This is a genomic window from Commensalibacter papalotli (ex Servin-Garciduenas et al. 2014) (assembly GCF_000527695.1).
In the GTDB taxonomy this organism is placed as follows: Bacteria; Pseudomonadota; Alphaproteobacteria; order Acetobacterales; family Acetobacteraceae; genus Commensalibacter; species Commensalibacter papalotli.
Genome location: NZ_ATSX01000001.1, coordinates 441,085 through 455,109, shown reverse-complemented (window position 1 = coordinate 455,109; position 14,025 = coordinate 441,085). Strand labels below are relative to the sequence as shown.

At 36.7% G+C, this 14,025-nt stretch carries 14 protein-coding genes; 3 read left to right on the top strand and 11 right to left on the bottom strand.

The window, feature by feature from the left end; all coding sequences use genetic code 11:
* Positions 1–53: 53 nt before the first annotated feature.
* On the top strand, positions 54–842 hold the full coding sequence (locus COMX_RS02025; protein ID WP_034336442.1) for an OmpA family protein: 789 nt from the start codon (positions 54–56) through the stop codon (positions 840–842).
* A gap of 8 nt (positions 843–850) precedes the next feature.
* Here the strand turns inward: COMX_RS02025 and COMX_RS02020 are convergent, their stop codons facing one another.
* The 3 genes from COMX_RS02020 to COMX_RS02010 all read right to left on the bottom strand — a co-directional run bounded on the left by COMX_RS02020 (position 851) and on the right by COMX_RS02010 (position 2,796).
* A complete protein-coding gene (locus COMX_RS02020; RefSeq protein WP_034336439.1) occupies positions 851–1,444 on the bottom strand; it encodes a DJ-1/PfpI family protein in 594 nt (197 codons plus the stop codon).
* A gap of 228 nt (positions 1,445–1,672) precedes the next feature.
* Positions 1,673–1,798: a type B 50S ribosomal protein L36 gene (ykgO, locus tag COMX_RS02015; protein WP_034336436.1), complete on the bottom strand. Its 126-nt coding sequence runs from the start codon at positions 1,796–1,798 to the stop codon at positions 1,673–1,675.
* A gap of 80 nt (positions 1,799–1,878) precedes the next feature.
* Positions 1,879–2,796 (bottom strand): hydrogen peroxide-inducible genes activator, encoded by a 918-nt coding sequence (locus COMX_RS02010; protein ID WP_034336433.1) that lies wholly within the window; start codon positions 2,794–2,796, stop codon positions 1,879–1,881.
* Between the two features lie 121 nt (positions 2,797–2,917).
* On the opposite strand from COMX_RS02010, the gene COMX_RS02005 reads away from it, so the two are divergent.
* Entirely contained in the window at positions 2,918–3,466 is a 549-nt protein-coding gene (locus COMX_RS02005; protein ID WP_034336430.1) for a peroxiredoxin, read from the top strand.
* Positions 3,467–3,660: 194 nt separating this feature from the next.
* Positions 3,661–4,365, top strand: coding sequence for a type 1 glutamine amidotransferase (locus COMX_RS02000; protein ID WP_034336428.1), 705 nt, complete (start codon positions 3,661–3,663; stop codon positions 4,363–4,365).
* On the opposite strand, the gene glmM is transcribed toward COMX_RS02000, so the two are convergent.
* The 8 genes from glmM to COMX_RS10545 form a co-directional block, all read right to left on the bottom strand.
* On the bottom strand, positions 4,366–5,727 hold the full coding sequence (gene glmM, locus COMX_RS01995; protein WP_034336426.1) for a phosphoglucosamine mutase: 1,362 nt from the start codon (positions 5,725–5,727) through the stop codon (positions 4,366–4,368). It abuts the gene before it with no gap.
* Positions 5,728–5,769: 42 nt separating this feature from the next.
* Positions 5,770–6,792 (bottom strand): dihydropteroate synthase, encoded by a 1,023-nt coding sequence (gene folP, locus COMX_RS01990; RefSeq protein WP_034336423.1) that lies wholly within the window; start codon positions 6,790–6,792, stop codon positions 5,770–5,772.
* Between the two features lie 105 nt (positions 6,793–6,897).
* Positions 6,898–8,883 (bottom strand): ATP-dependent zinc metalloprotease FtsH, encoded by a 1,986-nt coding sequence (ftsH, locus tag COMX_RS01985; protein ID WP_084051491.1) that lies wholly within the window; start codon positions 8,881–8,883, stop codon positions 6,898–6,900.
* A gap of 186 nt (positions 8,884–9,069) precedes the next feature.
* Positions 9,070–10,344 carry a tRNA lysidine(34) synthetase TilS gene (tilS, locus tag COMX_RS01980; protein WP_034336421.1) on the bottom strand — a complete coding sequence of 425 codons (1,275 nt, stop codon included), beginning with the start codon at positions 10,342–10,344 and terminating at the stop codon, positions 9,070–9,072.
* A 9-nt stretch (positions 10,345–10,353) separates the two neighbouring features.
* A complete protein-coding gene (locus COMX_RS01975; RefSeq protein WP_051461787.1) occupies positions 10,354–11,226 on the bottom strand; it encodes a tol-pal system YbgF family protein in 873 nt (290 codons plus the stop codon).
* A gap of 161 nt (positions 11,227–11,387) precedes the next feature.
* Positions 11,388–11,867, bottom strand: a complete 480-nt coding sequence (pal, locus tag COMX_RS01970; RefSeq protein ID WP_034336418.1) for a peptidoglycan-associated lipoprotein Pal — start codon at positions 11,865–11,867, stop codon at positions 11,388–11,390.
* Between the two features lie 201 nt (positions 11,868–12,068).
* The gene (gene tolB, locus COMX_RS01965) at positions 12,069–13,424 is read right to left on the bottom strand and encodes a Tol-Pal system beta propeller repeat protein TolB (protein ID WP_034336416.1); all 1,356 of its coding nucleotides are present in this window, start codon (positions 13,422–13,424) and stop codon (positions 12,069–12,071) included.
* A 130-nt stretch (positions 13,425–13,554) separates the two neighbouring features.
* Entirely contained in the window at positions 13,555–13,938 is a 384-nt protein-coding gene (locus tag COMX_RS10545; RefSeq protein WP_051461786.1) for a hypothetical protein, read from the bottom strand.
* Positions 13,939–14,025: the final 87 nt, after the last annotated feature.

The following is a 14,025-nucleotide window of genomic DNA, read 5'->3' as shown; positions in this document are numbered from 1 at the left end:
ATCATTAAGCAAGTTTATTCTACTTTAAAGAAAGTTGATTGTTAGGCTGTATCATGAATTTTCCTTTATCTCCTTTTTCTATTGTTAAAAAAAGAAGTCAGCTTTTCTTAACAGCTGCTTGCTCGGCCTTCATAATGCTATCCTCTTCTGTTGCAATGGCACAGGTAAATGTTAATCAATCTGCTTTGAATAATTTAGGGGATGGACATAAAAAAAAGAGTAAAGAAGCCTCCAAAACTCATAAAAAAGAAAAACAGACTGCTAAAAAGAAGCAAAAAAAAGAAGACACTCACAAAAAAGTAACTGCTACACAAAATACAAAGCCTCAGGAAAGCACTAATAAGCCTCCTGCTGTATTACCAACGATCCCTCCTGCACCTCCCCCTGTTCCTGTATTTAAAGATGCAAACATTGTTGTACCCTTGCATCCACCAGCCCCCCCCCCTATGCCACAAATTATCAAAGAAGCAAAAGGCGAAGTTCATGCTACTAACAAGCACACCTTAATTATTTTTGATGAAAATAGTATCAACCTTAACGAATCTATGCTCAAAGCTGTGATGGATTTCGCCAATACATTAAAACAGCACCCTAATGCTACGATCTTTCTAAATGCCTACAGTCACGGTAATGCTGATGATTTATCCACACCACGCCGTACTGCATTAAATCGTGGGTTAGCTATTCGCGCTGTATTAATTAATCAAGGAATTCCTTCTACACGTATTTATTTGCTAGCCAAAGGGATACCAGAAACTCAAGTGCAAGATCTAAGCCCAGATCACGTAGAAATGATTAGATCTGACCTAGCAGACAAACCTAAAGCAACACCTAATAAATAATTAATAAGTCATAATGAGCTTGAAAAAGGATCATTATGACTGTGATCATTCCAAACATACTCCATCAAATTTGCAACTTTAATCGCTCGTTCTTTACCATACAGATCAGCAACAAAGCATAATGCCATATCAATACCAGCTGATACACCTGATGATGTATAAAGATGACCGTCAACGCACCAACGAGCCTTCTCTTGCCAATTAACTTGATTATTTAATGATGTTACCCATGACCATGCATTTTTATTTGAAGTTACATACTTGCCATTTAATCGCTTGGTCTTTGCTAGCAATGCGGATCCCGTGCAAACGGTTAAACAATATAAGGCTTGAGCTATCATTTTATCTAACCAACAAATAAATACCGTATCATCTACCAATAATCGCGTACCCATCCCTCCTGGAATAAACAGCACAGAATTATACGGTAATTTTAATGGTAAAGACTGGGTCATTATGGGCACTTGATGAGAATTATAAATTATACCCCCATTAATTGAACAATAATGAAGTGTAAATTCTTTTATTTCACCAAAAACATCCACTGGACCAAAGACATCTAATGTACGAAAATCATCAAATAAAATAATAAAAATATCCATGCATAAGATCTCTCAATAGATTATTAACTGGACCGAATAAGATTAATGACTTTAATAAAATTGATGTTTTATTCTCTCGTTTAAAAGATATTAGTTTAGTTTATGATATTTAAACATAATTTTATATACAAAAAAGGCTTCTAATGTAAATTAGAAGCCTTTTTTAGATTCATATTCATAAAAGATCATCATTAAAAAAATGACTAAATCAAATGTGAATTAATAAGATTAACCTTGACGTGCTTTCATACGTGGATTTTTCTTATTAATAACATATACTCTTCCATGACGACGAACGATACGGCAGTCTTTGTCACGCAATTTAGCCGAACGTAAGCTGTTTCTAATTTTCATAATTTCAATTCCACCCAAGGCAATAAATTCGAAAGTTAGCTCTTATATAAAGAAAAATAAGAAAAAGTCAAATCCTAAGACTACATTTTTAAATTTTGAAAAACTTTTTCAAGTTGTTTAAATTCACTTGCTCTCAAAGAATTGCGTCTCCAAGCCAAACCAATGGTACGACAAGTCGGATTCCCATCCAATACTCTGACGACAATATCAGTGCGATCTACAATTTCACTTTCTATTGCCATCTTTGGAATAAATGCAACGCCAAGACCTGCTCCGACCATATTAATAACAGTCTTTAGTGAAGATGCGGTAAAATCATTCTGCGCATCTGTCACTGCTTTAAAGCTTTGCCCTTGCCTACACATATCTAGTGTCTGATCACGCAGACAGTGCCCATCTTGCAAAGAAATAACTTCTTTAATATCTATTTTTTGTAAAGGCACTTTATCAAACTGTTCTAAAATATGATTTTTAGGTATAATTAAATAAAAATCATCCTTGAACAAAGCATAAGTTTCCACACCACTGCAATCACATGGCATAGCAATAATCAAGAGATCCAAAAATCCAATTGCTAATTTTTCCATCAGACTTTCAGTCAAATCTTCGTGAATATTAAGCGTTAATTTTGGATATATATTTTTAATATTATGAATAACAGGCGTTAAAATATAAGGTGCAATCGTTGGAATTATCCCCAGTTTCAACGATGAAGAAAATGGCTCTTGGGAAAAATTAATAATATCTCTAACCGATTCGAGGCCCTGTAAAGCAGCTTTTGCCTGTACAATGACTTCTTCACCAATTGGGGTAAAAACTACTCTTTTTCCAGCAGTTCTATCCAAAATTGAAACATCAAACTGACGTTCTAAATTCAATATTCCTGCAGACAAAGTAGATTGAGTTACAGAGCATACATTAGCAGCTCTACCAAAGTGTCTTTGCTCAGATAGGGCAATCAAATAACGTAACTGTTGTGGTGAAGGAAGAATGTCCATCGATTTTTTCAATCATTCATTACTAAAGAATTCATTTGAATATTTAATCATAAATACCCATAAATATAAATAGAGTATAGAATATTATCTATTCCTTTTTAATAATTATATGGAGATAAATATGTTAACAGTTGGTGATCAATTCCCATCATTTAGTCTAGAAGCCGTTGCTGCAGGACAAGCAGGCTTAGATCAAGGTGCAGAAGGTAAATTCCAAACAATTTCTAACAAAGACGACAGCGGAAAATGGAAATTATTCTTTTTCTGGCCAATGGATTTTACTTTCATTTGCCCAACAGAAATCGTTGCATTCAGCGATATGGCAAAAGAATTTGCTAGTCGTGATGTTGCTGTTTATGGTCTTTCTATTGACTCTGCTTTTGTCCACTTAAATTGGCGTTTACATAACGCACAATTGAAAAATCTTAACATCCCAATGCTAGCTGATAATAAACGTGAGCTTTCTTCTGCATTAGGTGTTTTACATTACGAAGCTGGTGTAAACCTTCGTGCAACATTTGTTGTTGATCCAAAAGGCATTATTCGTCACGTCAGTGCTAATGATTTATCAGTTGGCCGTAATCCTGATGAATTTTTGCGTATTGTTGATGCTTTACAAGATGGTGGTCTGTGCCCATGTAGCTGGCATAAAGGCGAAGCAACTCTCTAAGTTTAACTTTTTATAGAAAACATCTATAACTAACTTGATTAATGAAGCTCTCGTTATTATTTAATGAGGGCTTTATTTATATAATTTATTAGAAATAAATATTATAACCTTATAATTAGTATATATTAAAATATAGTTATACGTATTATAAAATAACTGCAATAGTTATACTTAAATATTTGAAATGGTCTAAAATGAGAGCTATTATTTTACAGCACACTATTTCCGATGGACCTGGATATATCCTGTCATGGCTGCATGAACAAGGCTTTGCGACAGATATCTGTTTTTTATATAAACAAGATTCTCCTCTACCAAATGTTGACTCTGCTAGCTTGCTCATTATCTTGAATGGACCGATGAGTGTTCATGATGAGGATCAATACCCTTGGTTGAAAAAAGAAAAAGAGCTTATTAAACAAGCTATTGAAAAGAATATTCCAACCTTAGGCGTCTGTTTTGGCGCACAGTTGATCGCTAATATTTATGGAGCAAAAGTCTCTCCTGCTCCTCATAAAGCGATTGGTTGGTTTCCTATTAAAGGCGAATCTACTACTAAAAAAGGTTGTTTTCATTTTCCAGATAATTTCACCAGTTTATTTTGGCATACAGATGAATTTGAAATCCCTGAAAATGCAACCTTATTAGCTTCAAGCCAAATTTGTAAAAATCAAGCTTTCCAAATAAAAAAGAATGCTATTGGTATACAATTTCATCCACAAACAACCCCATATCTTCTGCAAGGATTAATCAACAGTTCTTCTTTAGATTTAACAAATGATCTTTACATCCAACCTACCCAGCAATTACTCTCAGCACCAGCCAGTTTCTTTGTGCAAACCAACCAACTGGTAAATGATGTTATTTCTTACCTCTTAATAAGAAGCAAAAAAAAATGATCAACTCTCATTAACTTTTTTAATGATTGTGCATAATTGCGTAAGAATTTGATCTACTGTACTGTAATCCTCTGCCTCGGCCATAACACGAATCAGAGGTTCTGTACCGCTTTTTCTGAGGACAATCCGTCCATCTTTTCCCAACTGTTCTTCGGCTTGTCGCAATGCTTTTTTAACACTTTCATGTGTCAAAGGATCATTTCCCTCAAAGCGAATATTTCTTAATTCTTGTGGAAAAGGCGCAAACATATTACAAACTTTGCTTGCTTTCTCTTGCTTTTCAACCAAAACTGCCAAAACTTGCAACGCTGCTATCAGCCCGTCCCCTGTTGTCGAGAAGTCTGATAAAATCATATGCCCAGATTGCTCACCACCAATAATACAGCCTAACTCACGCATTTTCTCAACAACATACCGATCACCTACACGAGTTCTTAACAGCTCAATATCTTTGGAATTTAAGAAACGTTCCAATCCCATATTAGACATAATCGTTGCAACCACACATTTATTTGGTAAATCACCTTTGGCTGCCCAAGAAGAAGCAATCAATGCTAAAATTTGATCCCCATCCATAACTTTACCAGTCTCATCAACCAATAACATTCTATCTGCATCCCCATCAAGGGCAATACCAATATCTGCTTGATGCTCTATCACAGCCTTTCCTAGAGCCTCTGGATAGGTTGAACCGCATTTATCATTAATGTTAAATCCATTAGGATTGCATCCCAAAGAAATAACCTCTGCCCCTAGCTCCCATAAAGCTGTGGGGGCAACTTTATAAGCGGCACCATTGGCACAATCAATAACGATTTTCAATCCATTTAAACGATATTGTCTTGGGAAAGAAGCTTTAGCATGTTCAATATATCGACCCGCTGCATCATCCAAACGAACAGCTCGTCCAATATGTTTAGGGCTTGCTAACTGACTAGAAAAATCAGATTGTATCAAATTCTCAATTTCAATTTCTTGAGCATCAGAAAGCTTAAATCCATCACGATTAAAGATCTTAATCCCATTATCATAATAAGGATTATGTGAGGCAGAAATCATCACGCCTAAATCAGCTCTCAGTGAGCGTGTTAACATCGCAATCGCTGGAGTAGGCACTGGCCCAACAACTACAACATCCATACCTGCAGAGAGAAAACCTGCTACCAAAGCACTCTCAATCATATAACCCGATAAACGTGTGTCTTTGCCAATTAAAACTTGATGTCGTCTTTTATCAGCTTTGTTCAAAAATAATAAACCTACTGCTTGCCCTAATTTTTGAGCAACCTCAACTGTCATAGGATTAGTATTAGCCGTTCCGCGAATTCCATCTGTTCCAAAAAAAACTCTTTGATTGCTCATTTATTTGCCCAAGGTTATTTGATTTAAACAGCTTTTTTGCTTTTAATGTAAAGCTTGCCATAGTTTCATTGACTGTACCATTGCTGGCACATTATGCACACGAATAATACCATTACCAACCATCATAAATGGTAAAGACGAAACTATTGTTCCCCAATCATAATGCTCACAATCAATATTACTCATAATCTCTTTAATAAAACGTTTTCTTGATACCGCCAACAATAAACGACACCCTAAGTTAGCAAAAATAGGAAAATGTTTTATTAACAATAAATTATGCTGTTTATTTTTTGCAAAACCTATTCCTGGATCAATAATAATTTGATCACGATGAATGCCTGCTTGCTCTGCAAACTCGATTTTCTGCTGAAGTTCGAATAATACATCATATAGGATATTATCATAATTTGTATAGTTTACCATCGTCTGTGGTGTTCCACGCATATGCATTAACATCACTGGACATTTTGCGTCAGCTATAATTTTGGCACTTAGTGGGTCTTCTAAAGCTGAAATATCATTGATAATATCTACACCTGCCTCAAGGGCATAACGCATTGTATATGCATGGCGCGTATCAACTGAAAGTAATGCACCACATCCTTGTAATGCTTTAATCACCGGTAAAATACGTTCGCATTCCTCTTGTGGTGTGATTGCAATAGATCCTGGTCGGGTACTTTCTCCACCAATATCAATAATAACTGCACCATCTTGAACCATTTGATGTGCAGCTCGAACCGCATCATTAGGTCGAAAATACTTGCCACCATCACTAAAACTATCAGGAGTAATATTTAAAATACCCATCACTAAGGAACCATTAGGCAAACCTGCCAAAGGTAATGGCAAGGAAAATTGTTCTAACTTTTCTTGCCAATGCATAGGAATAGCATCCATAGATATCGGCAATCCATTTTGATCTGAGTTAATTGACCTTAACATAGAAAAGGCCAGTTTCTTTTGACCTAAAAAAGGATAAGCTTTTTTGGATTTGATCGCTTGTTGGGCAATATCATCATATAAAAATGACAGCGGTTCTATAAATAAATCTTTTTGCATCTTTTAATTAATATAAAGAGATCGCGCATTCGCCAAGTCTTGATATAAAAAAAGTGAAAGAATTTCTTCTTTCACTTTTAAAAAACAGATTATTAAGTAAATAAATCAAGCAGTAGGTTCTGTTTTATCTTCTTTTCCTTCTGCTTTTTCTTGAGAAATAATCGTTGATTCTTTATTTTCCATCTCTACTTCAGGTTTAATCTGATTTGTAGATTCTGTTTTTTCTTCCGAACTAACTTCAGGAACAGATGAACGAAGGTTTTTAGTCGAATCATCAACTAAACTACGTTCAATTTTCTCTCCACGTAACACACGTTGAATTTCATCTGCATTCAAAGTTTCATACTCTAACAAACCCTTTGCTAATCTTTCCCACTGTTCTCTGTGTTCAATTAGCAAATTCATTGCTCGCTCATAGGCTTCATCAACTAATTGCTTAACTTCAATCTCAATTTCCCGAATAGTAGAACCAGAAACAGTATTACTTTGCCCCATATAACCTTGGTCTTTGTCATCATAATTAATCATACCAAGTTTTTCACTCATCCCCCACTCTGTAACCATGTTACGAGCAAGATTCGTTGCCATTTTGATATCTCCAGAGGCACCACTAGTGACATTTTCAGGACCAAAGGCTAATTCTTCACCACAACGTCCCCCCATAGCTAATACAAGGCGAGCTTTGCATCTTAACCTAGTTTCGGAATAACGATCTCCTTCTGGTAAGCTCATTACCATTCCCAGCGCACGACCACGAGGAATAATCGTTGCTTTATGAACAGGATCACATCCAGGAATTAAAAGAGCACAAAGAGCATGTCCCGCTTCATGATAAGCAGTATTTCTCTTTTCTTCGTCACTCATCACCAAAGATCTACGTTCAGCACCCATCATTACTTTGTCTTTGGCATTTTCAAATTCAATCATCGAAACTGTACGGCGATTTAATCGAGCTGCCAACAAAGCCGCCTCATTAACCAAATTTGCCAAGTCTGCACCTGAAAATCCAGGGGTTCCACGAGCGATAACTTTTGGATCAACATCAGAAGCCAAAGGCACATTGCGCATATGCACACGCAAAATCTTTTCACGCCCTACAACATCAGGATTAGGAACCATAACTTGACGATCAAAACGTCCTGGGCGCAAAAGGGCTGGATCCAAAACATCAGGACGGTTGGTTGCAGCAATCAAAATAACACTTTCATTACTGTCAAACCCATCCATTTCAACCAACATTTGGTTTAATGTTTGCTCACGTTCATCATTTCCACCGCCCATACCCATGCCACGATGACGACCTACTGCATCGATTTCATCGATAAAGATAATACAAGGCGCATTTTTTTTCCCTTGTTCAAACATATCGCGCACGCGGGATGCACCCACACCAACGAACATTTCAACAAAATCAGAACCTGAAATGGTAAAAAAAGGAACATTTGCTTCACCCGCAATTGCACGAGCAAGCAAAGTTTTACCTGTTCCTGGTGGGCCTACAAGCAAAACACCTTTAGGAATTTTACCACCCAAGCGTTGGAACTTTTGAGAATCTTTTAAAAATTCAACAATTTCCTCTAACTCTGCTTTTGCTTCATCAATACCTGCAACGTCTGCAAAAGTCACTCGACCTTGTTTTTCTGTCAACATCTTGGCTTTGGACTTGCCAAAACCCATGGCTTTACCACCAGCACCTTGCATATTGCGCATCAATAAAATAAACAACCCAATAATTAATAGAGTTGGAAGCAAATTAATAATCAAACGCCAAAATAAATTAGGCTGATTATCCAAAGGTTTTGACTCAATTGTTACATTTTTATTAGCTAGTTGGGTAAGTAAATCATTGGTAAAAGGAGGAAGATATGTCGTAAATGACTTACCATCTTTATACTTACCATTTAAATTACGGTCTTGGATAACTACAGATTTGATTTTATCTGCATTAATATTATCCATGAACTGAGTATAATTAATTTGTTCCCCAGCAGATTGCTCTGTTTCGGGGCGGAAAACCCCAACAACCAACATGACCAAAACGATCACGACAACCCACAAACTTAAATTACGGCCAAAATTTTTTTTGTTCATTCTACTTTATATTTCAATGTTCAATACAAACACGTCTTGTTTTACATACCCTTTAAACAAAATTAATATGATTTTGTTTGATGGCTTACTATTATCTAATTAACATAAGAACGAAAATAGATTTTTCATAGACTTAAAAGTTATTTTGTTCACTTATTTTCCATATTAAACAAAATTTGATTTCTTTCATACACTTGAAAAAAGATAACTTTGTGTCATTGGTTGCTTGGGTTGAAAAATAATTTGCCATTCTTTGATAACATCATCCAAAAATACATTTAAATGCGGGACAGCCAACAAATTATCGCCATCCCAAAACGCAGGCAAAACTCTCAAGAGAGCTGCAGGTAGAGTTTGACGATTTGCAAATTCTTTATAAGCATTCCCCAAAGCACCAATTTGAATTCCTGCTTTAAATTGATCTTTTGGAATAATGACCCTAAAACGCTGATCCCAAATACAGTCTTCATAGACATTTATACGATTCTGCATAGCTGCTTCTTCACGAAACAATAACCATCCCTTACCTAGTCGGCCTGCTGGTTGTATTTTAACCCCACCAATGGTCATAGCACGCAAATGACGACTTAATCTTTCTATGGACTGATAAAGCGGTATATAAATAGAGCCTGAAATTGTACGAATTATTGCTCCTAAAGCCCTTGGCTCAACTGAGTTAGGAAATAAAATCGCAAATCCTTCAGGTCTCATTTCAACTTGTTGAGCTAATAAATCTGCTTGTTCTTGGTCCCGCTTCATCCTACAATACCCTTCTTCAGATGCTCGTTTTAATAAAACAGAAACCGTTCCAGACTTACTCCAGCTCAAAGAAAGCTCTTTTCTTATTCTATTCCTTTGAATTCGCATATCTTGATTAGAACTATCCTCTATCCAAGCAACATTTTTTTGCTTCAAAGTCTTACGTAATCGTTGAGGATATACAGATAATAACGGTCTAACCAATCGGATGTTAGGCAACTCCATAATAGAGGCCATCCCTGCCAAACCATCAGCAGCACTACCTGCACGAATGCGCATTAAAACTGTTTCTGCTTGATCCCCTGCATGATGACCTAATAATAAATCAACGCATCCTTTTTCTTCACATGCATCAAATAAAGCATTATATCTAGCTATTCTTGCCCGTTCTTCTAGGGCTGAACCTAATTTTAAATTATCTAGTGTTAAAATTTCAGATGGAATAGATAAGTCAGTCAAGCGTTTTTGTGTAATAAAAGCCTCTTGCGTAGAAGAATCTCTTAATTGATGATCAACAATAAACGCAATAATATTCTTTCGCCATCCATGGGCTAGTAAAGCAAGACATAAACTATCTGCACCACCAGAAACCGCTATTGCAATAGGAGAGATATTATCTCTATCTTCCCCCCATGGCCCTAAGGGTTCTATATATTGATTGAACTCCTCTTGAGTAAGAGGAGTAATTTCTTGATCATCCATTATTCAACATTAAGAACATTTTGCTTTTTTATGTAGGTTTGATGCTGCCCCTTTAATACGGCTGGACGCATTTGGATATTTATTATTCAATAATCCCAAAGCCTGGCATGCAGCGGCACTATCGCCATTTTTCAATAAAGTAATGCTGACCCCTAACAGTGCTTCTGGTGCACGTGTAGAATCTGGAAATTTTTTATAAATATCAAAATACCCAACAGATGCATCTTTGTATCGTTGCTGACCTGCTAAAGATTGTGCCAACAAGAAATGAGCAGGAACAGATTTTTTACCTTGAGGTGTTTTTATAATATTTTGTGCAATAGATTCTGCTTCAGAATAATTTTTATTCATTAGTGCTTGCTGTCCATCTTTTAAAGAGCTTCCAGCACTTGGGGTAGCCTGAGGAGTAGGTTTTTCTGAAACAGACGCTGTTGGTGCTGCAGCTGAGGTGCTTGCCCCACCACCACTTCCACCAGCGGCGAAATTTGCATCATCGATTTTTTTATTTAATAAATCAATTTTTGTTTGTACTTGATTGGTTAAATCATCTAGTTGCCCGCGCATAATTCGCTGTTGATCTTCTAAATTATTCACTCTCGTTAATAATTCAGGTAACAAGCCGCTTGGATCGCCATTATTTTGGCTACTACCCTTAGAATTACGATCAGAGCTGCCAGATGATGATGGCATTTGTTGTAATTGACTAACTTGTGCTTTTAAGGCTTCAATTTGATTTTGTATTGAAATCATATCGCGATCTTGTGCATACGCGGCGCTAGTCATTCCTCCTGAAAGTAAAAATACTCCTAACAAAGCACCTTTAAATAATTTTTTATATGATAAATAATCTGATTGTTGAGAACTGGTTTTTAAAAATAGCATCTATATTATCCTTTAAAGATATTTAAATCGGATTCATCTATAAAATAAAGATTTCCATAATCACAAATCGAACAAAAGATTTACTTTATAAATAACAAAAAGCCGATGAAACGTATAGTACGTTTCATCGGCTTTTAACAATATTGAACAATCAATATTTATTAACGAACAGAAGTTGTTGCATTACGGTTTTGTGCATATGCTTCTTCGTTATCGCCTTCAGAGATTGGACGATCTTTACCATAAGAAATCGTAGTAATACGATCAGAAGAAACACCCAAAGAAACCAAATAATCACGAGCAGCGTTCGCACGGCGTGAACCCAAAGCAATATTATACTCTTCAGTTCCGCGATCATCACAGTTTCCAGCAACCATAACTTGAACGTTAGGATAACGTTTTAACCATTCTGATTGACGGTTTAATGTTGAACGTGCGTCGCTGGTCAAGTTATTTGAATTAAATGGGAAGAAAACGCGATCACCAACATTAGCAACCAAATCAGCTTGGCTACCAGGAACTACACCACTAACAGTTTGTTGAGCAGCACCATTTCCTGTTGACGCCCCTTTATCATCACTATGTCCGCACGCAGCAAGCATCAATGCAGCACCAAAAGCACCAAGAAGCTTTAATTTCATCATCTGTATTCCTACAAAATAGCTTTCAAATTATCTAATGATAAATGATCGCATAAAACAAACATTAAATAAATCAAAAGAACAATGTTAATTACATGCTCTTTTGCCACCTAAACCTGCAAACCAGGCAAAGATTAAAACTATTTTATCAAAAAGTTTTTATTTTGCTTATGTTTTTTACACATATTTAACATTTATTTTTTAAGTGTTGCTAGAAGACCAAGATGGTCCGGAAGCCATCGTTGGTGTTCGAACTGAATGTTCGTTAAATCCGGTGACATCTATTGTTTTGATAGAGGACGAGAATCCTGAACCACCAGCACCTGCTGCAGATTGATTACAGAACGCTAGAACACGACCATTTGGACAGAAAGTTGGGCTTTCAACAGTGTAACCCTTCGTTAAAATACGTTCCCCCGTTCCATCTGGAGCCATAACACCTAATGAGAATCCACCTGAGATGCGAACGAAAGCAATCACATCCTTACGCGGTGACCATACTGGACCCGCATAACTGCCACTACCATAAGAAATACGATGGGCACCACCACCACTTGCACTCATAATATAAAGTTGTTGTTTTCCACCACGATCAGAAGAGAAAACAATCTGAGAACCGTCTGGACTATAACAAGGACTGGTATCAATTGCACCAGAACTGGTCAGTTGTCTTTTAGAACCAGATGCAAGATCCACAACATAAATATCTGATCCTGCACCACGTGTCACAGACATAACAACTGAACGCCCATCAGGAGAAAAACGAGGCGCAAAGGAAATACCAGAGAAATCCCCTAACAATCTTTGTTGCCCAGTTTGTAAATTAAACAAATACACACGAGGTCGATCATTTACATAAGACATAAATGCGACTTGATTGCTAACGGGGCTGAAACGTGGGGTTAAAACAAGCCATTTCCCATTTGTCAAAGTACGACTATTTGCACCATCATAATCCATAACAGCCAATTTTTTAGTTGGATTAGAGCGACGACCTGTTTGAGAAACATACGCAATACGTGTGTTAAAATATCCTTTTTCACCTAACATACGCTCATAAATGACATCGCCAATCATATGAGCCACACGGCGAACTTCGGCACTTCCTGAAAAAGAATATGCAGTTCCTTGGATTTGTTGCCCTGTCAGTGTATTCCACAGACGAAACTCTACACGTCCACCAGAAGTATTACCAGTTACAACTGCACGTGCGCCCATTGCCTTATATGATGCAAAATCAGGAGTCGCAGATGATGAAGTAGCACTAATAACACGAAATAACCCTGTATTATTTAAATCATCAGTAATAACTTGAGTAATCGTTGCCCCATTACCTGACCCAAAACTTGGGACAACAATAGGAATGGGTTCGTTACGAGCACGATCAACTGTAATTTCAGCAGCCCCTGGCGCATTGTCCCCAGACTGTGCAAAAGCAGAAGACAAAGGTGTTGCAAGAACACCACCTACAGCAGCACATCCATAGAGCATTGTACGGCGAGGCAATAACATATCACTGAGAATATCAGCTTCTTTATCAGAAATAATCGGGCGCATAAAATTAACTTCCTTATTTTACTCTATATTAAACAATAATTACCATAGAATTACGACATATTTAAGGGCGAAATACAAATCGAATCGTATTACTTTTCCCTAACATACTACTTGGAATAGGTAATTTAGATCAAGCTGGATTTAATGCCGCTTGTCTAGCATGTTCTGTAAATGCACGATAAGCCGGATCACTATTTATTTTTGCATGCGTTGCTGTATCGAATTTTACAATTTTTGCTATTCCTGATTTATCAACTATAACCACCATGGATGCCACATATAGTCGATAATTTTTAGCCAAAAGGTCTTGCGAATAACAACGACGGATAGCGGATGCTATTGCAGATTGCTGACCTCTGGAAAGTCCCTTGTTAAGTTCCTTCTTCCTAACCTTATCAGTATTTGAGTTAAATCCTTGATAGGAACTCTCAGCTAGAGGTGAAGAAATCAACTTCACATCCCAAGAATTCGAATTAAATATTTCAACCTTTGCTTTTTCAGACTTAGAGATCATTACAGGTGCCTACTGCTCTATTGGGAAGGCAAACGAAAATGACTAAAAACTAAATAACAAGCTATATCGAATAATGCATAGACATAA

Coding starts and splice junctions, on each gene's coding strand:
- tilS (WP_034336421.1), bottom strand. CDS start 10,344: ATGGATGATCAAGAAATTACTCCTCTTACTCAAGAGGAGTTCAATCAA.
- COMX_RS02010 (WP_034336433.1), bottom strand. CDS start 2,796: ATGGACATTCTTCCTTCACCACAACAGTTACGTTATTTGATTGCCCTA.
- glmM (WP_034336426.1), bottom strand. CDS start 5,727: ATGAGCAATCAAAGAGTTTTTTTTGGAACAGATGGAATTCGCGGAACG.
- COMX_RS02005 (WP_034336430.1), top strand. CDS start 2,918: ATGTTAACAGTTGGTGATCAATTCCCATCATTTAGTCTAGAAGCCGTT.
- COMX_RS02025 (WP_034336442.1), top strand. CDS start 54: ATGAATTTTCCTTTATCTCCTTTTTCTATTGTTAAAAAAAGAAGTCAG.
- COMX_RS02000 (WP_034336428.1), top strand. CDS start 3,661: ATGAGAGCTATTATTTTACAGCACACTATTTCCGATGGACCTGGATAT.
- tolB (WP_034336416.1), bottom strand. CDS start 13,424: ATGCGCCCGATTATTTCTGATAAAGAAGCTGATATTCTCAGTGATATG.
- COMX_RS10545 (WP_051461786.1), bottom strand. CDS start 13,938: ATGATCTCTAAGTCTGAAAAAGCAAAGGTTGAAATATTTAATTCGAAT.
- COMX_RS01975 (WP_051461787.1), bottom strand. CDS start 11,226: ATGCTATTTTTAAAAACCAGTTCTCAACAATCAGATTATTTATCATAT.
- COMX_RS02020 (WP_034336439.1), bottom strand. CDS start 1,444: ATGGATATTTTTATTATTTTATTTGATGATTTTCGTACATTAGATGTC.
- pal (WP_034336418.1), bottom strand. CDS start 11,867: ATGAAATTAAAGCTTCTTGGTGCTTTTGGTGCTGCATTGATGCTTGCT.
- ykgO (WP_034336436.1), bottom strand. CDS start 1,798: ATGAAAATTAGAAACAGCTTACGTTCGGCTAAATTGCGTGACAAAGAC.
- ftsH (WP_084051491.1), bottom strand. CDS start 8,883: ATGAACAAAAAAAATTTTGGCCGTAATTTAAGTTTGTGGGTTGTCGTG.
- folP (WP_034336423.1), bottom strand. CDS start 6,792: ATGCAAAAAGATTTATTTATAGAACCGCTGTCATTTTTATATGATGAT.